General features: G+C 62.5%; 23 protein-coding genes and 2 pseudogenes. 3 read left to right on the top strand and 22 right to left on the bottom strand.

From position 1 onward, the window contains the following. Window positions 1-4 precede the first annotated feature (4 nt). The 11 genes from BM222_RS33650 to BM222_RS33595 form a co-directional block, all read right to left on the bottom strand. Window positions 5-268 (bottom strand): VirB3 family type IV secretion system protein, encoded by a 264-nt coding sequence (locus tag BM222_RS33650; protein ID WP_092238335.1) that lies wholly within the window; start codon window positions 266-268, stop codon window positions 5-7. Beyond that, the gene (locus BM222_RS33645; RefSeq protein ID WP_092238333.1) at window positions 268-591 is read right to left on the bottom strand and encodes a TrbC/VirB2 family type IV secretion system protein; all 324 of its coding nucleotides are present in this window, start codon (window positions 589-591) and stop codon (window positions 268-270) included. The genes BM222_RS33650 and BM222_RS33645 overlap by 1 nt, the downstream gene beginning before the upstream one ends. A 1-nt stretch (window position 592) precedes the next feature. Further along, window positions 593-1507, bottom strand: a complete 915-nt coding sequence (gene trbB, locus BM222_RS33640; protein ID WP_177243615.1) for a P-type conjugative transfer ATPase TrbB — start codon at window positions 1505-1507, stop codon at window positions 593-595. A 230-nt stretch (window positions 1508-1737) separates the two neighbouring features. Further along, complete coding sequence (locus BM222_RS33635) at window positions 1738-3066, bottom strand: MFS transporter (protein WP_092238327.1); 1329 nt, start codon at window positions 3064-3066, stop codon at window positions 1738-1740. 133 nt (window positions 3067-3199) lie between these two features. Continuing rightward, complete coding sequence (locus BM222_RS33630) at window positions 3200-3625, bottom strand: ribbon-helix-helix domain-containing protein (RefSeq protein WP_092238325.1); 426 nt, start codon at window positions 3623-3625, stop codon at window positions 3200-3202. A gap of 6 nt (window positions 3626-3631) precedes the next feature. Beyond that, window positions 3632-5617: a conjugal transfer protein TraG gene (locus tag BM222_RS33625; protein WP_092238323.1), complete on the bottom strand. Its 1986-nt coding sequence runs from the start codon at window positions 5615-5617 to the stop codon at window positions 3632-3634. Window positions 5618-5648: 31 nt separating this feature from the next. After that, window positions 5649-7412, bottom strand: a complete 1764-nt coding sequence (locus BM222_RS33620) for a relaxase/mobilization nuclease domain-containing protein (protein ID WP_092238410.1) — start codon at window positions 7410-7412, stop codon at window positions 5649-5651. 556 nt (window positions 7413-7968) lie between these two features. Then, a complete protein-coding gene (locus BM222_RS33610) occupies window positions 7969-9057 on the bottom strand; it encodes an IS110 family RNA-guided transposase (protein WP_092238320.1) in 1089 nt (362 codons plus the stop codon). A 286-nt stretch (window positions 9058-9343) separates the two neighbouring features. Continuing rightward, entirely contained in the window at window positions 9344-10174 is an 831-nt protein-coding gene (locus BM222_RS33605) for a lytic transglycosylase domain-containing protein (RefSeq protein WP_092238407.1), read from the bottom strand. 2 nt (window positions 10175-10176) lie between these two features. Further along, window positions 10177-10689, bottom strand: coding sequence for a S26 family signal peptidase (locus BM222_RS33600; protein WP_092238317.1), 513 nt, complete (start codon window positions 10687-10689; stop codon window positions 10177-10179). Next, on the bottom strand, window positions 10686-11150 hold the full coding sequence (locus BM222_RS33595; protein WP_092238314.1) for a DUF2840 domain-containing protein: 465 nt from the start codon (window positions 11148-11150) through the stop codon (window positions 10686-10688). Before BM222_RS33595 ends, BM222_RS33600 begins: the two co-directional genes overlap by 4 nt. Before the next feature lie 278 nt (window positions 11151-11428). On the opposite strand from BM222_RS33595, the gene BM222_RS33590 reads away from it, so the two are divergent. After that, complete coding sequence (locus BM222_RS33590) at window positions 11429-12478, top strand: IS110 family RNA-guided transposase (RefSeq protein WP_092238311.1); 1050 nt, start codon at window positions 11429-11431, stop codon at window positions 12476-12478. A 587-nt stretch (window positions 12479-13065) separates the two neighbouring features. Here BM222_RS33590 and BM222_RS33585 read toward each other — a convergent pair. The 5 genes from BM222_RS33585 to BM222_RS42470 form a co-directional block, all read right to left on the bottom strand. Beyond that, the gene (locus BM222_RS33585; RefSeq protein ID WP_092238308.1) at window positions 13066-13944 is read right to left on the bottom strand and encodes a replication initiator protein A; all 879 of its coding nucleotides are present in this window, start codon (window positions 13942-13944) and stop codon (window positions 13066-13068) included. 22 nt (window positions 13945-13966) lie between these two features. Next, window positions 13967-14248, bottom strand: a complete 282-nt coding sequence (locus BM222_RS33580) for a helix-turn-helix transcriptional regulator (RefSeq protein ID WP_036006809.1) — start codon at window positions 14246-14248, stop codon at window positions 13967-13969. Between the two features lie 131 nt (window positions 14249-14379). Then, window positions 14380-14565: a DUF2285 domain-containing protein gene (locus BM222_RS42480; RefSeq protein ID WP_244547359.1), complete on the bottom strand. Its 186-nt coding sequence runs from the start codon at window positions 14563-14565 to the stop codon at window positions 14380-14382. 41 nt (window positions 14566-14606) lie between these two features. Next, complete coding sequence (locus tag BM222_RS42475) at window positions 14607-15050, bottom strand: transcriptional regulator domain-containing protein (RefSeq protein ID WP_244547358.1); 444 nt, start codon at window positions 15048-15050, stop codon at window positions 14607-14609. Between the two features lie 196 nt (window positions 15051-15246). Further along, window positions 15247-15474 (bottom strand): DUF2285 domain-containing protein, encoded by a 228-nt coding sequence (locus BM222_RS42470; protein ID WP_092238305.1) that lies wholly within the window; start codon window positions 15472-15474, stop codon window positions 15247-15249. A 145-nt stretch (window positions 15475-15619) separates the two neighbouring features. On the opposite strand from BM222_RS42470, the pseudogene BM222_RS33565 reads away from it, so the two are divergent. Beyond that, window positions 15620-15837, top strand: a pseudogene (locus BM222_RS33565) (helix-turn-helix domain-containing protein). Between the two features lie 125 nt (window positions 15838-15962). Here BM222_RS33565 and BM222_RS33560 read toward each other — a convergent pair. From BM222_RS33560 to BM222_RS33535, 6 genes are all read right to left on the bottom strand, one after another. Continuing rightward, window positions 15963-16283: a DUF736 domain-containing protein gene (locus tag BM222_RS33560; RefSeq protein ID WP_092238300.1), complete on the bottom strand. Its 321-nt coding sequence runs from the start codon at window positions 16281-16283 to the stop codon at window positions 15963-15965. A 576-nt stretch (window positions 16284-16859) separates the two neighbouring features. After that, on the bottom strand, window positions 16860-17309 hold the full coding sequence (locus BM222_RS33555; RefSeq protein WP_092238297.1) for a hypothetical protein: 450 nt from the start codon (window positions 17307-17309) through the stop codon (window positions 16860-16862). Window positions 17310-17449: 140 nt separating this feature from the next. Then, on the bottom strand, window positions 17450-18373 hold the full coding sequence (locus BM222_RS33550; RefSeq protein ID WP_092238294.1) for a DUF2493 domain-containing protein: 924 nt from the start codon (window positions 18371-18373) through the stop codon (window positions 17450-17452). Window positions 18374-18743: 370 nt separating this feature from the next. Further along, the gene (locus BM222_RS33545; RefSeq protein ID WP_092238291.1) at window positions 18744-19805 is read right to left on the bottom strand and encodes a DUF7146 domain-containing protein; all 1062 of its coding nucleotides are present in this window, start codon (window positions 19803-19805) and stop codon (window positions 18744-18746) included. Next, window positions 19805-24127 carry a strawberry notch-like NTP hydrolase domain-containing protein gene (locus tag BM222_RS33540; protein ID WP_092238288.1) on the bottom strand — a complete coding sequence of 1441 codons (4323 nt, stop codon included), beginning with the start codon at window positions 24125-24127 and terminating at the stop codon, window positions 19805-19807. Before BM222_RS33540 ends, BM222_RS33545 begins: the two co-directional genes overlap by 1 nt. A gap of 181 nt (window positions 24128-24308) precedes the next feature. Then, window positions 24309-24500 carry a hypothetical protein gene (locus BM222_RS33535; RefSeq protein ID WP_244547357.1) on the bottom strand — a complete coding sequence of 64 codons (192 nt, stop codon included), beginning with the start codon at window positions 24498-24500 and terminating at the stop codon, window positions 24309-24311. Window positions 24501-24631: 131 nt separating this feature from the next. Here BM222_RS33535 and BM222_RS41715 point away from each other — a divergent pair. Beyond that, window positions 24632-24845: pseudogene (locus tag BM222_RS41715) on the top strand (IS110 family transposase); the annotation flags it as partial.

Raw genomic sequence — 24845 nt, 5'->3', positions numbered from 1 at the left:
AAGCTCAGGTGTTCAGATGTGCGGGAATTCGCAGATGCCGGCGCACCACATCGACGAAGGCGGGATCGCGCTTGGCGGCCCAGACGGCGGCCATATGGCCGATGAACCAGAGGACAAGACCGGCGACCCACAGCCGAAGTCCGAGCCCAAGGGCTGCCGCAAGCGTGCCGTTAAAGATCGCAACCGACCGCGGCGCGCCGCCCATCAGGATTGGCTCAGTGAGCGCGCGGTGAACGGGCACGACAAAGCCTGTGACCGGTTCATCCATCAGATCACCACGCCGCCGCCGAAGGAGAAGAACGACAGGAAGAAGCTCGAGGCGGCAAACGCGATCGACAGACCGAACACGATCTGGATCAGCCTGCGGAAACCGCCAGACGAATCCCCAAACGCGAGCGTCAGCCCGGTCACGACGATGATAATGACGGCGATGATCTTGGCGACGGGCCCCTCAACCGACTGCAAGATCTGATTGAGCGGCTGCTCCCATGGCATGTTCGAACCAGCGGCCCATGCCGGCGCCGCTGCCAAAAGCACCGTGCCGAAGGCGGACAACGATGCACCTTGAAAAACGCGAAATTGCTGACGCATGTCAGTCTCCTGCTGTTGAAAGGCTGTAGTCGCCGGAGGCTCCAAGCCCCGAGACGAGCGCGAGCTCAGCGAGGCGACGATCAGCGCCACGCCCCGCCAGCACGGCGATAACGTTGATGGTCTCGGCGATCAGGGCACGCGGTACCGTGATGACGGCTTCCTGGATGAGTTGTTCGAGGCGCCGCAGCGCGCCGAGCGCAGTGCCCGCATGAATGGTGCCGATGCCACCGGGATGCCCGGTGCCCCAGGCCTTGAGCAGATCGAGGGCTTCGGCACCGCGAACCTCGCCAACCGGAATGCGATCAGGACGCAGTCTCAGCGAGGAGCGAACGAGGTCCGATAGCGTGGCCACACCATCTTTGGTCCGCAAAGCCACGAGATTGGGCGCTGTGCACTGAAGTTCGCGCGTATCTTCGATCAGCACGACCCGATCGGCAGTTTTTGCCACTTCGGCCAGGAGTGCATTTGTCAGAGTCGTCTTGCCGGTCGACGTTCCACCGGCGACAAGGATGTTCTTCCGTGCGGCGACCGCTTTCTTCAGGATCTCGGCCTGCTCCGAGGTCATGATCCCCCTGGCGACGTAGTCTTCGAGCGTAAACACAGCGACGGCCGGCTTGCGGATAGCAAAGGCCGGAGCGGCCACGACCGGAGGCAACAGACCTTCGAAGCGCTCGCCGGTCCCAGGCAATTCGGCCGACACCCGTGGCGAGCCTGCATGCACCTCTGCGCCGACGTGATGCGCTACCAGGCGAACAATGCGTTCGCCGTCCGCAGCCGACAGAGTTTCGCCTGTGTCGATCAGGCCATGTGATAACCGGTCGATCCACAGCCGCCCATCTGGGTTGAGCATCACCTCGATGATCGCTTCGTCTTCGAGGTAGCCGGCAATCGCAGAACCAAGCGCGCTGCGTAGCATTCGCGCACCGCGCGAACTCGCTTCCGATTGTATGGAATGGATTGCCACCGTTCGTCCCCAACCAGTGAGAGCGCCCGCAAAGGGCCCTCAGATGGGGATGATTAGAAGAAGCACCTGTGGACTTGGCGCAACAAGCGCTTTCGGTGATCGTAGACTGGCGTAGAAAAAGGAAGACTGGGAACTGATATTGGAGGCCTACTCAATCCAACCGGTTCGCAATGAGATATCGCTCACCACTCCGTGTCGTCATCCGCGGGTACCAGGATGGGCGAATTCTCGTACAAGCCTACCGACTCGACACCATTGGAAACATCCGCCTGCTTGACGACAAGGATTGAACTCATCCACGAAGCGATGGATCGGCGCGAAGGCAGCGCGAACCAGACCAAAGCCGCGATCTGCAGCACTATGTTGACATCGAATGCGACCTGATAGGCTTGGACGGTCCTATGGCCATCATTCGCAGACCATTGCTCCAGGATAAGACCTGTCGCGTATTGCGCCAGAAATGCCCAACCAAAGTGCAAGACGTTCAAAGCGCCGTTGGCACGACCAGCAAGCTCCGCCGGAAAGTAATCTGCGATCACCGCGAAGCTGACAACGGTTGCTGTTCCGACAATTGCGACAACGGACCAGGGCAAGATGGATGGTAGAGGCGCCCGCAGGACCAAGGCTGACTCAGCTGCGATGAACAGCACTGCAACAATCGCTAGTATCGTCTCCGCCCCGATTCCTCTGCGTTTGACATGATGGACGGCCATACCGAACAACCATGCACCGCCGCTCAGTACGACAGACATCATAAAAAGCTGTCTGACGAGACTAGCGCGATCGAATCCTTCTACGTCTATCAACCACGGCGACGCCCACAAACCTTGCAGAGACCAAGATGATCCAATGCAAGTCGCCGATAGCGGGGCCATTCGCCAGAACCGTCGATCGCTGAAAACAGAGCTCAGGCTGGTGGACGCTGTTGACAGGGCGATGCCTCGTTCAGGCACAACGACGTAGATGAGGATGGCCGTCGCACCGGTGGCGGCCGCCAGGATCTCGAAGAGTTGCCGCCAGCCCATCCAGGCGAGCAAGTGTTCGACGGGAGCAGTAGCGGTCACCGCTCCTAGCGAGCCGAGCATGACCATGTAGCCGTTCAGCAAGGCAACCCGCTCCCTGGGGAACCAAAGGATGATGGATTTCAGAGCTGCCGTGAGCGCCGCCGCCACGCCAAGCCCAATCATCGCACGCGCGATCAAAAGTGACAAGAAGCCGCTCGATACCGCGAACAGTCCGGCACCCCCTGCTGCGAGCAAGAGCAGAGCACTCTGGACGCGACGCGGTCCAAATCGATCCAACAATATGCCGACGGGGATTTGAGCCGCCGCGAATACCAGGAAATAGACTGACGTCAGCAATCCGAGGTCGGCAGTCCCGAGCCCGGTATCCGAGCTGAGATGACTGGCGATCAAAGCGTTGATCGTTCGAAACAGATACGAAAGATAGTATCCAGCAGCAAACGGTAGAAAAACGCGCGCGATGAGACGCCATGTCCCGGAAATTTGCATGCTGGCCCTCTTGCTGTCAGCTCGTGCAAGCCGATAGCGCGACCAGCTTTTCGTCAGTTCGGGTAAATCGCCGCGGTCGTAGGCTGGCGTAGAAAAAGGAGGACCGGCGAAATGGTCTGTCTACGCGGTTCGCTCAGGTTTCCTCGGCCGGTTCCTGACGGCGGATATCTTCTGGAATCTCCCGGAGAAAGCTTTGCCCCTTTTGCAAACGACGTCCAAGCGCCTCGACAAATCCTTCAAAGCGCTCCCTGCCCTTTACCTGCGCGGCCGCCTGCGCGTCGTTGGGCAGCGGCGGCGTGATCGTCAGCCAAAATCGGATGAAGAGAGCCAAGGTCTCGGCCGTCAAACCAACGTCGCGCTCGAGTCTCTGCATCTGACGCGACAGCCGGTCGAGGCGACGGGTAAACGCCGCCTCCCGCCTGTCCGCGCCGTCCGGCGACAGGAACGAAGCAACCGCCGCTTCCACGATCGCAGACCGGGAAAGCTTCTTGCGATCGGCGAGCTCCGAGATCTGCTTCAGCAGCTCTGGCGGAAAATAGACATTCATCCGGTCGCGCATATTGCCTCAGAGCTCCATACCGTCATTCGGGTCCAGGGCGACCTGCTGGGCGACACCGCGCATCTGTTGGCGTATGAGCCGGGACTGACGGACCGCATCCTCGTCATCATCTAGAACGGCAGCAAATTCTTCTGCCGGTGCCGGTTCGGTCGTCTCCTTGGCGATCGCAACGTGGTCGGGGAGTTCGGGCTCACGACGGAGCCCGCTGTTCGCCGTGTCTTCCTGGGCCTCCGCGGCTTTGTCAGTTGGATCTGGCATCGACTTCAGCGGTCCGAGGGTCGACCATCCGTCCGTTTGCTGTGATCGGCTGGTGCTCGCCGCATCGGGCGGCGGCACAACCCGCTCCGTGAACCGCCGATCCTCGTAGTAGCGGACCTTCTTTGCCCGGATCGGCGGCGTGCCCGCCACCATGACGATCTCGTCCATCGGCGGAAGCTGCATGACCTCGCCGGGGGTCAGCAGTGGCCTCGCCGTCTCTTGCCGTGAGACCATCAGGTGCCCCAGCCATGGGTTTAGCCTGTGGCCGGCATAGTTCTTCATCGCCCGCATCTCGGTGGCCGTGCCCAACGCGTCGGACACCCGCTTGGCCGTGCGCTCGTCATTGGTCGCGAAGCTGACTCGGACGTGGCAGTTGTCCAGGATCGCATTGTTCGGCCCGTAGGCCTTCTCGATCTGATTGAGCGACTGCGCGATCAGAAAACTCTTGATGCCGTACCCCGCCATGAAGGCAAGCGCGGACTCGAAGAAATCAAGCCGCCCAAGTGCTGGGAACTCGTCGAGCATCATCAGGACGCGATGCCGGCGGTCGCGGGCGTGCAAGTCCTCGGTCAAGCGACGGCCGATCTGATTCAGCACAAGACGGATCAGCGGCTTGGTCCGCGAGATATCGGAAGGCGGCACCACCAGGTAAAGCGTCGTCGGGCGGTTATCTGCGATCAGATCGGCGATGCGCCAGTCGCAGCGGCAGGTCACCCGGGCCACGACGGGATCGCGGTAGAGCCCGAGGAACGACATCGCAGTGGACAAGACGCCGGAGCGTTCGTTCTCGGATTTGTTGAGGAGCTCGCGTGCGGTCGAAGCCACGACGGGATGAGAGGCATGCTCGAGATGCGCGGTGGTCATCATCGCCTTTAAAGTCGCCTCGATCGGCCGCTTCGGGTCGGACAGAAAGGCCGCCACGCCGGCCAGAGTCTTGTCTGTCTCGGCATAGAGAACATGGAGTATGGCGCCAACCAGGAGGGAATGGCTAGTCTTCTCCCAGTGGTTCCGCTTGTCGAGCGAGCCCTCGGGGTCGACCAGAACGTCGGCCACGTTCTGGACATCGCGAACCTCCCATTCCCCGCGCCGGACCTCGAGAAGCGGATTGTAGGCTGAGGACTTTGGGTTGGTGGGGTCGAACAACAGGACGCGGCCATGCCGCGAACGGAAGCCCGCGGTCAGTTGCCAGTTCTCGCCCTTGATGTCGTGAACGATGGCCGAGCCGGGCCAAGCCAGAAGCGAAGGGACGACGAGGCCGACGCCCTTGCCGGACCGGGTGGGAGCAAAACACAACACGTGCTCCGGCCCATCATGGCGGAGGTAGTCGCGGTCGAGCTTGCCCAGCACCACACCATCCGGACTAAGAAGTCCGGCCGCTCGAACCTCCTTCAGACCAGCCCAGCGCGCCGAACCATAGGTCTCGACATTTTTGGCTTCACGAGCGCGCCAAACCGACATGCCGATCGCCGCCGCGATGGACACGAAGGTCCCCGACGCCGCGATAAAGGCTCCCTCGACAAAGACCTGAGGCGCATAGGCATCATAGACGAACCACCACCAGAAGAAGACTGGCGGGTAATAGATCTTGAAGCCCAACAGCTCGAACCAAGGCCGCCCAAGCTCCGGTTGATAGGCGAGCCGCCAGGCTGTCCACTCAGTCGCTCCCCAGATGGCCAGCAAAACGATCAGGCCGACAACGATCACCTGACCCCAGAGGATTTTGGTTCCGGACATCCCGAACGTCCTTCCGCAATTGGTGAGATAGCTAGAGGCCCAGGTCGCGCTTGCGGCCAAAGCCCCACTCGATGCCACCGCCGTCCTTCACGACGCCGCTGACGTGTTGGCCCAACTTTTTTTCGAGTTCGCGCGACCAGGGCACGAGCTGGAAGCCAAGACCGTTGTCAATCATGGCGAAGCGCCCCGAACTGAGCGTCAGCCGCTGGCGATACGTGCCTGTCACATGCTCCCCGGAGGCGGCGTTCACATGAGGCAGGCCGGTGTCGGCCGAGACTTTTGCGGCCAGCCCGTCCAGTTCACGCCGGCGCAACGTGTTCAGGAGGTCGCGCTGCAAGATGATGCGTTGACCCTGTCGCCGCGCCAGGCCCTCCTGGATCAGATGCTCGGTACGGGCTTCCATGGCGTCGCGGGTTTCGCGACCGAACCCGCCCATGGCGAGCGGCACGGGGGCGCGTTCAACCAGTCTATGGTCGAGCCAGGTTGCTCCTCGTGCGGTGATCTGGCCATCAAGGTCGAGATCGGAACGGGTTGCGAGCACGATGGTCGACCGCGGATCGCCGGCTTGCCCAAAGCGGCGGACTTCGACGATTCCGCCGATCGGTGGTGCATGATCGAAGGCCTCGACCCCTCGAAAGCGCACGTGGTGAGCACGTCCGTCCGTTCCGTCGATCAGGGCGTAGGCCTCGCCCGTCAGTTCGTCATGCAATCCGCGATCGACCAGCCGTCCGATAATCGCGGACGTTGGTTGTTCACCCTCGATAACGTAGTCGGCAACGCCGCGCGCTTCCCCACGCTCGGTGAAGGCGAGGTGCATGGTCTTGATGATGTCACCACGCATACCGAGATCGCGCAAGCTACGCTCGGCCTCGAGCCCAACCATCCATTCCCCGGGTAGCTCGAATGCGGCGAGGCCCATCTTCTCCAGGTGTCGAAGGCGACCGATCATGAGGCGCCGGATCTCGGGATCGGACTTGCCGGGATTCTCCGGGCGAAGATCGATAAGCCCGGTCTCATCGGCCGCCAGCCGGATCTCCCGATCGAGCCGCGTCCATCGTTCCGCGGTGACTTCCCTCTCCAGCGAATTGCGGATCTCGTGCTCCGGTTTTGGACCGAGCTCGATGGCGACCAGTTCCTGGGCACGTGAGCGCAGGCCCTGGCTGATGTAGTCGCGGGAGATCACGAGATCCGACCCTTCCTCATCTACTCCCCGAACGAGAAGATGGACGTGAGGGTTGTCGGTGTTCCAATGATCGACAGCCACCCAATCGAGCCGCGTGCCGAGATCGACCTCCATCTGCTTGGCGAGGTCGCGGGTAAAGGCCTTCAGGTCGGTCATGTCGCCGGCGTCCTCCGGCGAGACGATGAACCTGAAATGGTGACGATCGTCCTTGCACCGCTCCGCGAAAGCCGCGCTGTCGGCGCGGTCACTGCTGGCATCGAACATCTCGGCCCGTTCACCACTCCGGGTCACGCCTTCGCGCTTCAGATATGAAAGATGGGCGGTCAGCGGTGCTGAACGGAAAGCTCGCCCTTTGTGCCGGACCACGCGTGCTTTCACCACCACACGCCGCGTCGGGCTGAACAATCTGGCGCGGCTAAAGGCGAGCCGGCCGCGGCCAAACGTCGAGCGCTCATAGGCCGCCGAACGTCTGCCGGCCGCGGCCTGACCCGAGGCGTCTCCTGCTTTCTTCGCAGCACGCAGCACCTGGTTAATGAAGCTCTTCGGCTTCGGCGCGCGGGTACTGCGGATACGCCCAGGCCGAACACGCAGGTCACTGTCGCCCACACTCACGGCAAGGCCTCCCAACGATCAAAAACACGCACGGTGCCGAAAACGCCTTTGATTGCATTTGGCAAAATGCAAGGCGCGGCACGCGCCCCGACCGACCGGCACGCCAGAACCCAAGCCATGCCAATGGCTTGCGGTTCGACCGGCGAGCCCCTTTTATCTCGCCGTCTTAATCGGTCGTGTCGTCTCTCTGATCTTAGCCATTCTCGCTTCCCTTCCCGTCTTCGACAAGCCGCTCTGATCCACGCCATGACACGATGCGCCGCGATGGCTGCGAGTCCTGATGCGCCGTGCAGTCTTCCGCGCTCGTCGAGGGCACAAGGTCGCTGCAGCAAGGCAGCGCGGATACCGTCGCGGCGCATCTTTCCATCGGTGTGACGGAGCCACATCACAGGCGATCCGGCGCGATCGGTCGGCATCCGAAGATGCATCGTCGCAGGCGAGATAACGTGCGTTCCGTCGTCGTTGTGCTGCACCAGTCCTCATCCGCCAGCGGCGGAGCTCCATGTTCAGGTCGCGGCCATCGCCGCGTTGCTACCAGCTTGAGAGATCCCGCAGCTCATGCGTAAGCCCCGAGCAATTTGCGCTGCTTGGCGCTGGTTTCGGCGCCCATCTCCGCCGCAGATGTGTCCGGATCGCCGCAATAGAACGTGCCGCCGGTCCACATCGCATGCATGATCACGGCCAGCTTGCGCGCCACCGCCACCGTCGCCTTGCGGTGCGAGGCGCGCTTGGCCAGCGCCAGACCCCAGGTTTTGACCTTGTCCTTCTTCTTGTAGCGGGTCAGCAGCGCACTCGCCGCCTCGTAAAGCGCCCGGCGCACGTCGCCGTCCCCCGCCTTGCTGATCCGACCCTTGACGTCAACCGAGGATCCGGACTGCCAGCGCCGCGAGGTCAGGCCAAAATACGCCGCCACATCGCGCGAACGCTTAAAGCGCGCAGGATCGTCGACCGCGGTCATGAAGCTAAACGCTGCAATCGGACCGACGCCGGGAATCTGCATGAAGGGCCGGCACAGCTCGTGCCCGGCAACCAGGCGCACCACCAGATCGTGCAGCCGGCAATACTCCGTCCACAGCGCGGCGCGCGCGTTCAGCATGGTATCGATCAGCTCACTGACCAACGCATCGTGCGCCACCGCCTCGCGCACGGCCTGCGCAAAGCCGCCGCGTCCGACCCGGTTCAGGCGGATGCCAAACACCTTCAGCGAGTGCCGGATTGCATTCTCCAGGTCCAGAAACTTGCGCTTCAAATTGCGTCGGTGTGTCAACAACAGCCGCAGCCGGTAGCAGGCCTCGCGCTTGATATGCGCCCGTCTGAACCAGCCGGTGCGCATGATGTGGGCGATGCCGAGCGCGTCCGCCCGGTCGGTCTTGTTGCGTTGCGCCTTCAGCGCCGCACGCACGTGCAACGTTTCCGGGCAGACCGCCGGCAGGCCGAGTTTCAACAGTTCCGGATGCAGCCATGGCGATAGCGAGCCCGCCTCGTAGCCGAGCCGCCGCAAGCGGCCAAGATTGGCCGCGAGCGCCGCTTTGATCGCGTCGGGATCGGTCACCACCACTGTCTCCAGCATCGCCCTGCCGGTGGCGTCCACCACGCAGATCGCGGTCTCGTCCATGCCGACATCCAAACCACAAAACAATTCCATCGCTCGCCTCCCGCGTTGCTGAGGCGGCGCAGTTTGCCGGTGATTCATCGCGCAGACCACTTGCTCGGCCGCCGCAACTCCCGGCGCAGACCGATTACGGGCGGCCGTCCTCCCGTCGTGGTCTTCCGGTTGCCAGTTCCCGAAACAGCCGCCGCGACTTGGCAGCTAACTCGCGAAGCCCCCACTGCTTCCGACCGCTTGCGTTCGGTGAGGAACGAAGCGATGAGTAGAGCGCGGGCGGAAGGCATCGCCCATACGCCATCAGCCTGCGGAGCCGCACACTTGGTCATTGGGATGCTCCCGAATCCGATCGAGGGACGAACATGCCAATTGTCGGGGGAACCATGGGCGAAACATCGGGTGTCGAGATTGCTGTCGTGACACCGCTCGACGGCATGAGCGCCAGCAACCGATCGCGCGTTTTCATGTGATCGGATCGCGTGGCGAATAGCGTCGCAGCTGCTGATGACTGTCCGCTGGACGTCCACCTCGGCGGCAGTTCGATGGCAAGCATACTTGCAAGCTTTGCGACATATGCTCGCGTCTCCGATGGCAAAGAGCCGCCTGCAAGATGCTCTTCATAGCGAGATGGTCCCGCATTGTACGCCGCAAACACGCCAGGCGAGCCATACCGATCGAGCAGTTCGCGCAAGTACGCCGTGCCGGCCAGAATGTTGTCGTGCGGGTCGTAGGGGTCGGTCCCAAGATTGTAGCGCTCGCGAAGTTCCGCCCAAGTCGCCGGCATGATTTGCATCAGGCCCATTGCGCCTTTTGGCGATCTGGCGTGCACGTCACCAACACTCTCGATGCTTTGGACTGATCGGATCCAGTTCGGAGGAATCGCGAAGCGTTGGGAGGCTTCAATGATGAAGCCTTCAAAGGATTTTACTGTCTGACTAGTCGGCGGACGTCCGGCTGATGCGCTCTGGCCAAAAGCAGAACTGTCGGACGCGGTCAGAAGAAGCAGTAAGGGCAGGACAGCACAAACATACGTGCCCAACTGAGCCAAGCACTCTGTCGCGCATGCGCCAGCCTTGCAGACATCGCTTGAGACGGAGGAATGATCCCGCAATCGATCGAACAAGGGAATGGCGAGCAGAACACGTCGAATACGCATGATCACTCATCCCACGTCCACACCGGCATCGCACGGCCGATCACGCTGGATGCCGGAAGAAATCCAAAATACCGGCCATCAAGCGAGTCGTCCGACTGCCAGTTCATCAGAAACAGCTCGCCGTCGCCGACGACGCGGCAGCCCTGCCATTTCGGCAGCGGCCTGCCCCGTCTGTCGTGATCCTTCGCCGAGCCTAGCGCGACGTCGTCGACTGAAATCGTGAGGCCGGTTCTGCAAACACTCTGCCCCGGAAGGGCGAGGACGCGCTTGAGCATGGGGACGCCAATGGGCAAATAGCCGTTAAGGTCGAGGAAGGTCGCGAGCGGCTCCGGCGGCTGCACGGCGAGAAGTTCCGTAACGAATAGTTTGTGCGCCGGCTGCACACGGTAGAGCCCGATCGGTGCGCTGTCGGACGCATTCCAGATGTAGGCCGGCGTAATCTCCAGAACAATTGGCGCGATAAGTGCGACGGCACCGCTGAGCATGACGGTCAACGTCTTGAGGCGCGGTGTCATCGCATGGCCCTCTGCCGGTGAAGCCATGCCTGGTGGCGCGCTTTCGTGTAAGAGCGCGGGTTTTCGGTGACGGACAGACGGTTATGAATGTGATGCCAATGATCAGGCGCGACATCGGCGGGATCAATGCCGAGCGCCTCAATGGCATCGGTCATCTGCAGCACGCGCTCGACCTTCCGCCAGCCTGACAGCCGCAGCAAGATCTCTCCGCCGGGTGTCACATAAGGCACGGTCGAGCAGCGCTGTCCTGGAGCGACAGCGCGCAAGATGTCGACCCGCGAAATGATCGTGCCGAAGTCGTTGGAGGTCCAACGGACGAAGGCAAAGATGCTGCCCGGCGCGAATGAAAGGACGCGCCGGTGGCGATCAAGCTTGCGTTCGTTGACGATACGACCGAACCGAATCCGGTTTTCGATGCGCTTCTCGAGCCACAACACTTCCACGTCCGTGAGATCGCTCATGCGGCGGCACCCCGACGCTGGAGCTGGCAGCCGTGAGCGTGGGGCTCGGTGGAGAGTGTGTCTGGCCTGCAAACGCAGGCTGGCCTATCGGATTGCCGTTGCCGAGCGCCGCCAACGTGGCTTTCGGCCTGCTCCGTTAGAAGAAATCCGAAGGATTTCCGGTTAGCCGGGGTACTGACCGGTGCCCACTCGCCGGCCATGCTGCTGCGAAAATGCCTCGCAACGATTCGCGAACGGAACGCATGGGGCGGTCTGGCGATCGGCGGTGGAGGCGAACGATGGACTTCTATGCAGGGCTTGACGTGTCGCTGGAGGCGACGAACATTTGCGTGGTGGACGGCGATGGCAACGTCGTTCGGGAGGCCAAACTCGAGACCGATCCGGACGCGATCGAGCTGTTCCTGGCTGAGTGGGGAATCCATCTCAAGCGCGTCGGGCTGGAAGCGTTCTCGTACAGCGCTTGGCTGTACACGGCGCTCGCCGAAAAGGGCCTGCCTGTGATTTGCATCGAGACCCGGCATGCCAAGGCGGCGCTGAACGCGATGCTGAACAAGACCGATCGCAACGACGCCAAAGGTATCGCCCAGATGATGCGGACCGGCTGGTTCCGTGCCGTCCATGTCGAATCGGAGGGCGCGCAAACGCTGCGGGCGCTGCTGGTCGGCCGCAAGGCGCTGCTCGGTAAGGTGCTCGACATGGAGAATATGATCCGCGGCGTGTTGCGCCCATTCGGCCTCAAAGTTGGCGAAATCTCGGTCGGCCGCTTTGACGCGCGGGTGCGTGAGATCATGGCCGGGAAGAGGGATTTGGAGGTCATTGTCGCACCGTTGCTGGACGCTAGAAGCGCGATGCGGCTGCAGCTGGCAAAGCTGCAGCGCCTCGCGCTGGCAGCGGCGCGGAGCGACAATGCCGTGCGGCGGATGATGACGGTACCCGGTGTCGGCGCACTCGTGGCGCTGACATTCCGCGCAACCGTCGACGACCCGGCCCGATTCAGGAAGTCGACCAATGTGGGGGCCCATTTCGGCCTGACGCCACGGCGCTACCAATCCGGACAAACCGACCGGATCGGCGGCATCTCCAAATGCGGCGACGAGCTGACGCGGGCGATGCTGTACGAGGCGGCGGTCGCGATCCTGACGCGCATTCCGAAGACCTTTAAGCTGCGGCTGCGGGGCCTGCGGCTGGCCAGGAAGAAGGGTCTGAAGCGCGCAGCAACCGCCGTGGCGCGCGCGCTCGCTGTGCTGCTGCACAAGATCTGGATCGATGGCACCACGTTCCGGTTTGGCGCCGGCGGCAAGCGCGGCCGGGTCGCTGCGGCGGCTTAAAAGCCTCCGCGACCCGGCCGCTTCCACGCGCGCCTTTGCCTTCCGCCACGGCGGAGCGGCGTCTCCCGAGGAGACGGGGATTTGGGTGAGATCGCAACTTTTCTTGCCGGCGGCTTCATGACGACGTTTGAAGCCATCAAGCACGGCGCTGGTTAGCCTGACCGCCCATTCCTCAGATTCCGGCTTGTGGTGGCCATCGTGCCAACCACGGATGTTAGCGAGTTCTCCTCGCCGAGCGAGTGGCTGCAAAAGGACGTGACGCGCACCAGGCGATGATGTTGACGTCGGTGATCGCGCAGACTTGCGCGTGATCGCGTTGACGCGCGTGCATTGGCGACAACAATCGTATTGCGGAGAGGCTTTGCGCGTGAGAGAGTGGATGCATGAGGCATCCTCGTTGCACGCGCAGCCGACTTGCTCACAACGCACTGATTCACAACAAGAAGTTAGAGTCAGTATGTTAGTAAAGTTAGAGCGGCTGGAACGCGCGCAGAAACAAGCTCTTAAGTTCGATTCCGGTCCCCGATAGCACGAGGATCGGGTCCCCGATAGCACGAGGGTTGCGGTCCCCGATAGCACGAGCTGATTCACAGGTTGTCCTCCGAATTCGGAATAAGGCCGCGGCGGCGCAAGCGGGCCGTTAGGGGATCAGGAGCAGGTGCGAAGTTCAGCCGCTCGGTGCCATCGGGATCGCGCGTGAGCACGAGCTGATAGCCGGGCAATGTCTGGCGCTGGACGATTTGACGTACGTCGTAAGCAAAGTGCTTGAGCGGCGAGAGGATGCCGGACTTGGCATGGAGATGCACAAGGTCAAAGCTCCAGCCGCTATGCTGGTGGCCGCCATGCTTGCGCACGAGGCGATAAAGCCACCGCTCAAGTCCGCCCGTCAGCCCGAAATAGGCGCGATCGATCGTCAGCACGAGCGCGTCATCGATGACGCCGGCATAGAACCAATCAGCCAGGATCAGCTCGATGCCAAAAGGCCGGCCGCTTGCATCGGCTGTCTCCTTCCACTCGTTGATCCAGGAGAAGCGGTGCCGCCGCCGTTCTGCGAGCTGGCGGATCGACGTCAGCACTGTCGTTGACTGAAGTCTGTCAAGACCAGCCTTCAGGCGGTCATAGTCACGTGCGCTGGTGCCGCGGCCCACGAAGGTCAAAATCTCGTAAGGTGTTGCTGCCATCAGGCGCGACGTCTTGAAGCCCGCATCACGGGCTTCGACGATCTGAGAAGCGGCCCAAATCAGAACGTCCGCATCCCAAATGGTCGCCATGCCGTGTTCCGGCACGGCTTCGACACGAATTGCGATCGCACCGGCACGAAAATCGATGGGCACGATCCGCTTGGTCTTTGCAAGCGAGAAGAACGGATATGCCATCAGACCCTGCGCGTCGCGGGGCGCGAGATCGCCGGGCAAAGCCCGAAAGAGCTCAAGCTGCTCGCGCTCGGAATGGTGTTTGCGCCGCATGGTCACTGCTCTCGCACGGCGATCAGCGACGTTCCTGGCCTGCATACGGGCGCAGCGCGGGATGCTTCTTGGCCGGCAGCACAGTGCCCTTACCGGGATCTGAAGTTGACGTTTTGGCGCCGAGATCGGCCCACGCTTTCAGGTCATCGACGGCGTAGACAACACGTCCGCCGATCTTCCGATAGGTGGGTCCGGTGCCGTACGTGCGGTGCTTCTCCAGCGTACGGCCTGACAGACCAAGATAGCGCGCGGCCTCAGGTGTACGCAGGAACCGCGGGGGAAGACCGGCCATCGGATCGGGCATTTGAGAACTCCAAGAGGACAGCGCACGACGCCTGGCTAGGCCGACGTGTGTGCGGTCATCATGGAGGAGCAGGTTCTCGGACGGGGATGCCGAATATGGAGGAGCGATTTTCGGCACCCTCCGGGGCTGCGCTACTCGTCCTTGCGCCCGGGATGCAGGAGTTTGCGGTAACCACCGCGCATCAACGCGAGGCCGCCTTGCACCAAGCGGATTGTTTGATTGCGCAGATCATGCGTCTTCCAGGCACGATCGGGGATGCGCTTTTTGCCGAACAGCGCTTCGGCGATGACGATAAACGCCGCCGGCGCTATGCGCATCGAGCGCGCGGATCGCGGCGCTCAGGAGTTCGCGCCGCTGTTTAGAAGTGAAAGGAAGGACTTGGCGCGCGTCCATTCATCGCACGCCACAGCCGGCGGGCTGCATACGCAGGCGGGTCGAAATCGCCATCAAACAGCAAGTCGGCTGCATATGACGCGCCGAGCACCGGCGGCTCTTTGGACCAGACACGGTGGTCCGTTGAACCGATGCGCAGCACGGCATGCCAGCCGTCAACAGCACGGCGCACCTGGCCAGCCGTAAGACCAAGCAGTGGCTGAGACAGCGCGCTGCCGTCGTCGGCCATTGCGACGTTGACCGGAACGACCGCCGCTAGAACCTCAGGCGCCCTCATCACCTCGTACTCACGCCGATAGTCGGCGTTGCGGCGGAGACATTCCCAGGCGATGTCGGTGACTTCCGCGTCTTGTAGGCTCTGGTAGGATTCCGGCGACCCAGTCGAATTCAGGCATTGCTTCCGCCACATTGCACACTGCTAACAACGATTGCGAAGCAATAGGCATGAACGAGGTGGTTGTAGGAAGCCCCTAGTTTGGCACCACGTGGTGCACCGGAATGATTACCGATTAGCAAAAGAAAATATTTCGGCCTGCAAATCGCAGCCCGCCGATTTTCTTCTATTTGGAGCCGGTGCCGCGTAGTAGGTGGCCCTGCTCAATCACCTATTTGGCGCGCGCGAGACGACTCTGATATGCATTTCGCGCACGGTCCGGCTCCCGCACCGGATCGATATGCAGCACGATTCGAGCGACTTCCATCCAGTCAGCCCCTTCGCTATCGGCCTGAAGAAGACGCATGTACGTCACCACATGCTGCCCATCGCAGTCAGTGAGAACTTGATCTGCAGGAGCAGCGTCGGCGACGTCTGGGTTGAGCGGCGGCTTCCTCATAAGAGTCCACGCCTTAGTTTAGACAATTTCTAACACGCGGGCAGCAAGGAGCAGAAGCGACAAAATCTTCGCGGGAGCCGTCCGGATCGCGTTTTGTCGAGAATACTCCGTGGTGAAATACTCTTCAAGAACATGCCCTCTTCGCATGGATATACGCGAGATACTTGCAATCAATTTGCGGAAGCTCCGGCAGGCCCGTGGTCTGTCACAGGAGGAATTGGCTCATCGTGCTGAGATTGACCGCACTTATATCAGTGCACTCGAGCGAAGCGTGTATGCGGCGGGTATCGACGTTGTCGATCACTCGCGCGCAGCCTAGGTGTCGAGGCGCCACCTGCTCACTGGCCCGCCCACAAGCACTAAGAAAAGGACTCGGGGGCAGGCCGAGTGATTGATCTCGAGCCGTTCGATCCAGCGGCCGGTTTGCGCTCACTGACGCCTGGAAGGATGAGAAGCCCCGCCCGGCGGACCGGACGGGGCTTGGAGCCCTACTCGCCGGTCTTGCGCGCCCGCGACCAGAGCAGGGTGTACCCTTCACCGCCCTCGTCATCGAACAGGTTCGCGTAGATCGGAGCGTTGAACGAGGGATCGTCGAGCTTGAGCGAGAGGTAGTCGCGGCCCTCTTCGGAACGCTTCGACCAGGCTGCGCCAATCTCCGCGCGACCCACATAGATGCGGTGGCTTGGAGCGTTGTCATTGGAGCGGTTGGTCTCGGCGACGATACGGACGCCCTTGGCTTGCAGGCTCAGGGTGACGATCTCGCCCTGGAAATCATTGCCGACTTTCTTGAAAGAACCAATGTTAGCCATGTCACTTCTCCTGTTGTGTTTTCGAGCCCGCGACCACCGCGGCCTCGATGGCGATCTAGGGCCGAGGACGATCGGCGACGCACCCGCTCGGGCCGGAGCGCAGCGGAGGACGTCGTTGTGGCGACTTTCTTGTCTCGCGAGGAATGGGCGAAGCCCAGGGGAAGAAAGTCGCATCAACGGCGTTGCGGCTCAGACGATCGAGGCGAAGCCGGTCTTCGGCCAGATCAAGCCATCAACGAGGCCACGTGCTTCCGCGTGCTGAACCACAATCTCTGGAGAAGCGTCGCTATCTCAGTTTTGATGAACAAGAGGTCGGAACGATTCAGCGCGGAAAGAGAAACAATCTCCTGCAAAGGGCGGCATTGTCTCCCAGGAACCGAACGAGGTAACATCGCTCTGCCGCGGCTGCGTGGGCTTGACCGAATGCCGGCAGCTTGATCGACGCGTTCCGAGGAGACTGCCTCTCCCGCGCTCATGTTTCGATCATCCCCGTTCACCGCCCAGATCTACGCGCACCTGTACGACGATGAAGGCGGGAAACGATCATCCCTCGCACCATGCGGCCGTAGAACTGGGCTAGGACGGGTTCCCCAGCACCCCACCCGGCTCGAACGGGCGGGTCTCCGCCGAAACCATCAAGCGCGTCCATGACGTGACGCCAATGCAAACCGCGCCCAGGCAAGCGAAGATCTCACGCCAAGCCAGCGAAGGCACCCCGATCTGAGACACGGCGAACACCACATGATAGCCGGCGACCGCGGCGGGAACAGCAAATGCTGTCGCGATAGCGATACGCAAGGCTAACGACCGAATAACCGCGACGGCGACCTGGCCGAGGACGAGCGTCAGCGCAGCGCCGGCCATTGCGATAAGCAGCGCGCCAATGAGACCGGCGCCGCTCTGAAATGCAGTCATTCCGATACTGAGTGCGACAAAAAACGGCAGGGCATACACGGCGAGCGCAAAGATCGCCCAGCAGAACAAGCCAATGCCGAGCGCGTTGAGAACAAGCCCAAGAGCGGGCATGGTGGTGGCTCCATGTGCATAGATGTACCAGTCGCACCTTCCACCACCACCACGGCGCAACTCTGGATATGAAACCGAAAAGGAGGCAGAGTTGCGGCGTGAGCAATTTCGCCTCGAAGACTCAGTCAAGCAGACGGCGCTCACGCGCCGCCGAACCTCCAGACCGGGATGCCGAGCCGCTTCGCTTTGTCGGCGAGGTTGTCCTGGATTCCAGTGCCCGGGAAGTGCAGGACGCCGATCGGCAGGAGTTCAAGCATGGCGTCGTTGCGCTTGAACGGCGCTGCCTTGGCATGTTTCGTCCAGTCGGGCTTGAAAGCGATCTGAGGCACCTTGCGGGTGGTTGCCCATTTGGAGGCGATCAGTTCGGCTCCCTTCGGGGAGCCGCCGTGGAGCAGGACCATGTCGGGATGCTTGGCGTGAACCTTGTCGAGGCGATCCCAGATCAGGCGATGATCAATGAAGTCAAGCCCTCCGGTGAGCGCAATCTTCGGCCCTGACGGCAGCATGATTTCGGTCTCGGCACGGCGCTTGGCTGCGATGAAGTCGCGGGAGTCGATCATCGCCGCGCTCAGGGTGCGGTGGTTCACCAGCGATCCTGATCGGGGGCGCCAGAATGAGCCGGTGTGAGTCTCGAATCGCTCTATGGCCTGATCACGGAAGAGCTCCAGGCAGTTGCGGCGCTCAATCAACGTGATGCCTTCCGCCGTGATGCGTTCGAGTTCGACGGATCGAACTTCGGAGCCGTCCTGCTCGCGCTGACTCTTCTGCTGCGCCCGTTCGTTGTCGTCGAGCTGGCGACCGACGCGGTCGACGGCACGATGGAACAGGTTGACGGTCGACCAGAGCAGATCGTCCAGGTCCGGCTCGAGCCGCGTGTCGCTCAACGTGGCGACCAGGGCATCGAAGATGTCGGCGACGGCACCGGTGATGATCCTGCCCTCAGGAAGCGGGCGCGGATCGGGCTCGTCGTCGAAGGGGCGGTAACCGAAGAGCTGCAATTCGGTAAGAACGTGTTCGGTCGCAGATGCGGCGTGCGGCGGTTCGATGTCATCCTGGTCGGTCATGGAGGCGATCCTTTGCCGGATCGGCCGCGACCATCGCGGCCTTCGTGGCGATCACTCAGACGGCGGGCGGAACGGGCCAGAACCCGAAGCAGCTTGTCCGCCGAAGCCCAGCGGGCGTAGGCGGAAGCGGAGGGCCGAAGCGCAGCGGAGGATGGCGGAGGCCGGCTATTTTGCTTCGCGATGCAAAGCGCGCTCGCCAGATGGCTAATGTGTCTTCTCGTCGCCGGCGCGCGGCGGAAAATAGCCGGACGCAGCCATTGCCGCTCGAGCCGCTTGCCGTCCGATCGCCCTCTAGAAGGCCGTGGTCGCGTCCTCTTCCGGCAGTGGCCGCACCGCGACCGACCTGTCGACGGTTATCGAATTTCCGGGGCTATTCCGCGGTTGCCATCGACGAATGCAGGAAACGGACGACGTCCTCCGGTACGAGTTGAAGTAGCAACGCTCCTCGGAGGGCCTCGAGGGCGAAGATGTGCAGATTTTCGTTGAAATCGCCCAGCCGGGGCGACAATGCGATCGCTTCAATGCCGGCGGCTTCCGCGCGCTGGGTGAGAATAGCCTGTGCGGCATCTCCGGCAGCATCTTCATCGCGGGCGATATAGAGTCGGCGTAGGCCAGACGGCAGCAACATGGCTGCGAGGTGGTTAGCCGAAAGCGCGGCGGCCATGGGCAGGGCCGGCAGTGCGTAACGCAGTGACAGCATGGTCTCGATCCCCTCGCCGGCAGCGAGCACGTCATCGACCAGGCCGAAACGAACGGCGTTACCGAGCAAATCGCCCATGGCCCGCCGTGGCGTGTCGATCGGGGCCTTGCCGAGCCGCACGCGATCAAAGCCGTGTGGATCTAGCCAGGTGCGATGCACGCCGGTGATCCGTCCCTCGAGGTCCGTGACAGAGCTTATCATCGCCGGCCAGGTTTCAGTCGGCAAATGCTCGTCCGGTCGGTAGTAGCAACGTGGGTGGAAGCGCAGGCTACCACCATGGTGGATTTCGCTTATTCCACGACGTTGCAAATACGTTTCAACCAACGTCCCTTCGATCGGGCCGGACATCGCGAAAAGTCGACGGGCGGCTTCTTGCGATCCGGCCGGCACGACTGGACGAACGGTTCTCGGGAGTGATTGCTCCTCAGAACGAGGCAGCTTCAGAAAGCGCCTCGCCTCCTCGGCGGCTTCGCGGAAGTCTCGCAAGGCAAGGCTTTCGCGGATGATGTCGAGGAGATCGCCATGTTCCCCGGTCGCGGCATCGGACCATTTCCCAGCGGGTCCCTTCGGCGATTCCTGGAGCCGTACAAACAACGAGCGCCCCGGGGTGTTGTGGACGTCGCCGACCACCCAGTATCGCCCCGCGCGCTTGCCGTGAGAGAGATAGTGTCGGCACACCGCCTCGGCCTCGCGCGCGAGGCGTCGTGCCAGTTCGGATGCATCGCGGGACATCAGGCGGCCTCCCGCTCGCCGATGCGCGCTACCGGATACGTGTCGAGCACTTTCGACAGGACCTCCACACCGCTCGCGTCCGTGGGTACGAACATGCGCAGCTTCCAGGAGATGATCTCCCCAAAGAGGCCGTAAGCACGGAGGCGATCGCGCATCGTGTCATTGAAACCTGACAGCTCGATGCGGTATGCGCCCATTACCCGGACACGGCGAAGCTGGAGCCCCTCCGCGAGATCGAGGACGGTTTGTCCCTCCATCAGCGCGGCAAAGGCAGCGTCTGGCGTCAGCGAAGGCGCGTCCGTCGCAAGGACGCTTGCGACCCACGCGGCCGAAACCTTCCGGCCGATGATGCGCTCGCCCGCATCGGTCTGAAGCCGATAGACGCGGGTCGATTCGTTCGGCAGCCGCTTCCAGATCGGTAGCAGCAGGCCCGCCACGACGTGGATCGTGCTTTCCGTGAACTCTGGGATCTCAGCAAGTTCCGCCAGCCAGGTCGCGCCGAAGCGTTCACGATCCGCTTCGTCCCAATGACTTTCGGCCATGATGGTCAAGGGGACCATGTGCTGATCCATCGGGCGGATCAGGCGGACGCGCCGCTCGATCTCGCCGTCGTCGAGCATGACGCTCGCCGCGGGGACCTGCACGGCGGCTCGTCCCGAGCGCTCATTGACGAGCAGGACGGCCTGACGATCGGAAAGACGAGCAAGAGCGTCATCCAGACCCACAGGATGATTGCGCTGACGCTGGCAGATCGTGAGCAGCCGGGTCTCGGCGCCAGTGCCGGGATGGACGTAGATCGTCCGCCGGTCGGCGACGACAAAGCTTTCGGCACGGAGGGTTTCCAGTCCGACGTCGTAGGTGCCGGATGCAACCGCGCCTTCGATCCGAGCGGTCAAGAGCTGCTCGAAGGCGGTAAACAGCACATTCTGCAGGTCAATGGAGAGCGCCAATAGCCTGTTCAGAAAGGTCGTGATCGGCGGCAGGTCATCCCTGAGCCCATTGGCATCCATGAGCTTCAGACCGGTCGCATCCTCGAACCGTTCGAGCGAGCAGCCGTCGACCTTGCCTCGCGCGAGCAGCGTGTAGAGCTGGCGCAACGCATCACGTCCGTACTGGCTTTCGAGATTGTCCTCGGGCCGGAACAGGCCCTGCCCTCCGGTCTGGCGCTGGCCTCGCGTAATGGCACCCAGCGTATCGAGCCGGCGCGCAATGGTGCTGAGAAAGCGCTTTTCGGCCTTCACGTCGGTCGCGATGGGGCGGAACAGCGGTGGCTGCGCCTGGTTGGTCCGGTTGGTCCGGCCAAGACCTTGGATTGCGGCGTCGGCCTTCCAGCCGGGCTCGAGCAGGTAGTGGACCCGCAAGCGGCGATTCCGGGCCGACAGTTCGGCATGGTAGCTCCTCCCCGTGCCGCCGGCGTCGGAGAAAACGAGAATGCGCTTGACGTCATCCATGAAGGCCGAGGTCTCCGCGAGGTTCGCCGAGCCCGCGCGATTTTCAACCACTAGCCGGTCGCCCTTGCGAACGATGCGTCGCGAGCGACCGGTTACTTCCGCGACCATGTCGGTGCCAAAACGCTGCACCACCTGATCCAGCGCGCCCGGTACCGGCGGTAGTGATGCAAGCTTCTCGATGAGACGGTCGCGTCGTGCGACGGCTTCCCCGCTCTCGACCGGCTGGCCGTCGCGATAGGCAGGCCGGGAGCAGAGGTTGCCCTCCGGGTCGGTGAAGGGCTCGTAGAGCTGGACCGGAAAGGAGTGGGCGAGATAGTCGAGGACATACTCGCGCGGCGTGATGTCGACCTGGACGTCGCCCCACTCTTCAGTCGGGATCTCGGCGAGCCGGCGCTCCATCAGCGCTTCGCCCGTCGACACGATCTGGATGACAGCGGCGTGGCCAGCATCAAGGTCGCGCTCGATCGATCGGACCAGCGACGGGGTCTTCATCGAAGTCAGGAGGTGGCCGAAGAAGCGCTGCTTCGCGCTTTCGAAAGCGGAGCGTGCCGCAGACTTGGCTTGCCCGTTCAGCGTTCCCGTTGCGCCGGTTATGTTGGCGGCTCGCATCGCCGCATCGAGGTTATTATGGATGACGCTGAACGCACCGGCATAGGCGTCGTAGATGCGAACCTGCTCCGGCGTCAGCTGGTGATCGACGAGATCGTACGCGACGCCCTCGTAAGAGAGCGAGCGAGCGGCGTAGAGACCGAGCGCCTTGAGGTCGCGCGCCAGCACCTCCATCGCCGCGACCCCGCCTTCCTCGATCGCTTCGACGAACTCAGCACGGGTGCCGAATGGAAAGTCGGCGCCGCCCCAAAGGCCGAGGCGTTGGGCATAAGCGAGGTTATGAACTGTGGTGGCGCCTGTCGCCGACACATACACCACGCGGGCATTTGGCAAGGCGTGCTGGAGCCTAAGGCCAGCGCGCCCCTGCTGAGAGGCCGCCTGGTCACCCCGCTCGCCCTTGCCCCCGACCGCATTCTGCATGGCGTGGCTCTCATCGAAGACGATCACTCCGTCGAAGTCGGAGCCCAACCATTCGACGATTTGCCTGACACGCGAAAGCTTCTCGCCGCGCTCGTCGGTCCGTAGCGTGGCGTAGGTGGTAAAAAGGACGCCTTCCGCAAGCCGGATCGGCGCGCCCTGGCGAAACCGAGACAAGGGCGTAACGAGCAGGCGCTCCATGCCGAGCGCGGACCAATCGCGCTGCGCGTCCTCGATCAGCTTGTCGGACTTGCTGATCCAGACCGCACGACGACGGCCCTTGAGCCAATTGTCGAGCAGAATCCCGGCGACTTGCCGCCCCTTGCCCGCCCCGGTGCCATCGCCCAAAAACCAGCCGCGGCGAAAGCGGACGGCATTCTCTGCGTCGTCGCGCGCAGCGGCCACAACATCAAAGGTCGTGTCGACCGTCCAGGAGCCTGCCAGGAATTCGGAATGCGCCTCGCCGGCATAGATGACACTCTCCAGCTGGGCATCCGACAGAACTCCGTCGGCCATCACATTGGCCGGCAGGTGCGGACGATAGAATGGCTTCGGTGGCGCAACGGACGCCATCGCGGCAGACTGCACGAGCTTGGTCGGATGTGCGCACGATCCGGGAATGCGGATCGACTGTAGTCCGTATTCCTCATAAAGAGCATCGGTGAGCCGGGCGCCTTCCGGCGCGGACCATTCGACCGTCTCATAGATCAGTTCTGCGCTTACTGGCGCGGCGTCTCTCGAAGTGGACGATATGCGTGGTGCAACGGCGCTGACCGATCGCGACATCGTTGGCCGCCCGACAACAACGATCTCCGATGGCGTGGCGACGGGCAGCCTTGGAGGCACATGCAGATTCACCCAGCCTAGCAAGGTAGCGACATCGGCCGCCATGCCTGGCGAGGCAGGAAAAGCCGTCGGATCGGCAGCGGGCACCTTGTCGATCACAAGCAGCCTTGTGTCCGTCTGAGTACCGTGCTTGGCGTAAACGGCGCCATCGACGGCGGCGGAAAACACCACGCGCCCGCGTTCCTGGATGCGAACAAAGGCATCTCGCCATGTCGGGTTATCCGGCGCGAAGCTTGCACCAGCGATGGCGACGAGGCGCCCACCGTCGCAGAGACGCGCGAGCGCTGAAGTGATGTGACGGAGAGCCGCATCCGTCATCCGTCGATCGACATTCGCCAATGCGGAGAACGGCGGGTTCATCAGAACGACACTCGGCGCAACACTCACGTCCAGGTGGTCATCGATCTGAGCAGCATCGAACCGCGTGACGTTAACGCCCGCGAATAGATGCTCGAGCAACCCCGCCCGGGCCCCGGCCAACTCATTCAACACCAAGGCGCCGCCGGCGAGCTCTGCAAAGACGGCGAGCAAGCCGGTCCCCGCGGAAGGCTCCAGAACGTGATCGGCCGGCATAATGCCGGCCGCGGTACACGCTGCCAGCCCGAGCGGGATCGGCGTCGAGAATTGCTGAAGTGCCTGACTGTCTTCGGAACGCCGCGTGTGGGTCGGCAGACAGTTCGCGATTTTCGCCAGCATCGGCAGCATGGCGGCCGTCGAGCCAGCCCTGGCCCGCATGGCCGGTCCGAACTTGCGAAGAAACAGAACGGTAGCCGCCTCGCAGACGTCATAGGCGGTCTTCCAGTTCCAGGCGCCGGCCGCCTCGGAGGCATCGAAGGCTCCCTCCATGGCGCAACGCAGGGCAGCGGCATCGATGCGACGACCGCGTTCGAGTTCGATCAGCAGCTGTCGCGCGGCCCTGACGGCCGCGGAGGTGAGACTTGCAGCGGCACGCATCGAGAGCGGCGCGGCGGCAGCGCCACCGACGAGAGATTCGGTCATGGCAGGATTCTTTCGGAGAGCAGGAACAGGTCGAACCATCAGGCACTCTCCTTTGACCCCGACGGCTCAAACCCTTCCCGGCCCGGCTCTCCCTCTCAGATCTCAGGCATAAAAATGGGGACCGGCGCTGCAGACCGGTCCCCAGCTACTGCGGGACGGCCGTCCATCCCGCTCCATGATGTCACTCAGCCGCGTCGAGCCGTTGCGGATCTTCGTCGCTGCCGTTTTCGGGATCCTCCTCATCGGCGAGGAATTCGGGCAGACGGCCCGCCTCGCCCTCCTGCTCCACTGGCGCCGCATCGGGAGCGACGAGACGGAGCGGCTCCGGCAACCAACCCGAGCCATCCAGAAGACGCTCAGCCTCTTTGGCCATATCGGCCTTCGTGGGCGTCCACGAGATGGGCGACAGCTTTCCGCTTCCCTGCGGGCGTCACCACTAATGGGATGGTCCGCCCCGTCCTCCTGCCTCATTATAGGAAGGTCAGATCAAAAGAGGAGAGTATAATGGCCCATCGCAATTTGCCGCGACCTGCGGCTGTCTATGGAATCGACATTGGCAAGAACCTGTTCCACGTCGTTGGCCTAAGCTGCGACGGCACACCTGTTCAGAAAGTTCGCCTTCGACGGGAGACGCTTCTTCAGTTTTTTGCTCGCGCACAACCAAGCATAGTTGGCATGGAATCCTGCGCCGGTTCACAGTGGCTCGCCCGGAAGATAA

The sequence above is a fragment of the Bradyrhizobium sp. Gha genome (genome assembly GCF_900113735.1).
GTDB lineage: Bacteria > Pseudomonadota > Alphaproteobacteria > Rhizobiales > Xanthobacteraceae > Bradyrhizobium.
Note: the sequence above shows the minus strand (reverse complement) of the source record. Positions and strands in the feature narration are given on the sequence as shown.

What these genes read in the sequence shown, in the direction of transcription:
- BM222_RS33650 (WP_092238335.1), bottom strand. Translation starts at nt 268, where the DNA reads ATGGATGAACCGGTCACAGGCTTTGTCGTGCCCGTTCACCGCGCGCTC.
- BM222_RS33645 (WP_092238333.1), bottom strand. Translation starts at nt 591, where the DNA reads ATGCGTCAGCAATTTCGCGTTTTTCAAGGTGCATCGTTGTCCGCCTTC.
- trbB (WP_177243615.1), bottom strand. Translation starts at nt 1,507, where the DNA reads ATGCTACGCAGCGCGCTTGGTTCTGCGATTGCCGGCTACCTCGAAGAC.
- BM222_RS33635 (WP_092238327.1), bottom strand. Translation starts at nt 3,066, where the DNA reads ATGCAAATTTCCGGGACATGGCGTCTCATCGCGCGCGTTTTTCTACCG.
- BM222_RS33630 (WP_092238325.1), bottom strand. Translation starts at nt 3,625, where the DNA reads ATGCGCGACCGGATGAATGTCTATTTTCCGCCAGAGCTGCTGAAGCAG.
- BM222_RS33625 (WP_092238323.1), bottom strand. Translation starts at nt 5,617, where the DNA reads ATGTCCGGAACCAAAATCCTCTGGGGTCAGGTGATCGTTGTCGGCCTG.
- BM222_RS33610 (WP_092238320.1), bottom strand. Translation starts at nt 9,057, where the DNA reads ATGGAATTGTTTTGTGGTTTGGATGTCGGCATGGACGAGACCGCGATC.
- BM222_RS33605 (WP_092238407.1), bottom strand. Translation starts at nt 10,174, where the DNA reads ATGCGTATTCGACGTGTTCTGCTCGCCATTCCCTTGTTCGATCGATTG.
- BM222_RS33600 (WP_092238317.1), bottom strand. Translation starts at nt 10,689, where the DNA reads ATGACACCGCGCCTCAAGACGTTGACCGTCATGCTCAGCGGTGCCGTC.
- BM222_RS33595 (WP_092238314.1), bottom strand. Translation starts at nt 11,150, where the DNA reads ATGAGCGATCTCACGGACGTGGAAGTGTTGTGGCTCGAGAAGCGCATC.
- BM222_RS33590 (WP_092238311.1), top strand. Translation starts at nt 11,429, where the DNA reads ATGGACTTCTATGCAGGGCTTGACGTGTCGCTGGAGGCGACGAACATT.
- BM222_RS33585 (WP_092238308.1), bottom strand. Translation starts at nt 13,944, where the DNA reads ATGCGGCGCAAACACCATTCCGAGCGCGAGCAGCTTGAGCTCTTTCGG.
- BM222_RS33580 (WP_036006809.1), bottom strand. Translation starts at nt 14,248, where the DNA reads ATGCCCGATCCGATGGCCGGTCTTCCCCCGCGGTTCCTGCGTACACCT.
- BM222_RS42480 (WP_244547359.1), bottom strand. Translation starts at nt 14,565, where the DNA reads ATGCGCATAGCGCCGGCGGCGTTTATCGTCATCGCCGAAGCGCTGTTC.
- BM222_RS42475 (WP_244547358.1), bottom strand. Translation starts at nt 15,050, where the DNA reads ATGTGGCGGAAGCAATGCCTGAATTCGACTGGGTCGCCGGAATCCTAC.
- BM222_RS42470 (WP_092238305.1), bottom strand. Translation starts at nt 15,474, where the DNA reads ATGAGGAAGCCGCCGCTCAACCCAGACGTCGCCGACGCTGCTCCTGCA.
- BM222_RS33560 (WP_092238300.1), bottom strand. Translation starts at nt 16,283, where the DNA reads ATGGCTAACATTGGTTCTTTCAAGAAAGTCGGCAATGATTTCCAGGGC.
- BM222_RS33555 (WP_092238297.1), bottom strand. Translation starts at nt 17,309, where the DNA reads ATGCCCGCTCTTGGGCTTGTTCTCAACGCGCTCGGCATTGGCTTGTTC.
- BM222_RS33550 (WP_092238294.1), bottom strand. Translation starts at nt 18,373, where the DNA reads ATGACCGACCAGGATGACATCGAACCGCCGCACGCCGCATCTGCGACC.
- BM222_RS33545 (WP_092238291.1), bottom strand. Translation starts at nt 19,805, where the DNA reads ATGTCCCGCGATGCATCCGAACTGGCACGACGCCTCGCGCGCGAGGCC.
- BM222_RS33540 (WP_092238288.1), bottom strand. Translation starts at nt 24,127, where the DNA reads ATGACCGAATCTCTCGTCGGTGGCGCTGCCGCCGCGCCGCTCTCGATG.
- BM222_RS33535 (WP_244547357.1), bottom strand. Translation starts at nt 24,500, where the DNA reads ATGGCCAAAGAGGCTGAGCGTCTTCTGGATGGCTCGGGTTGGTTGCCG.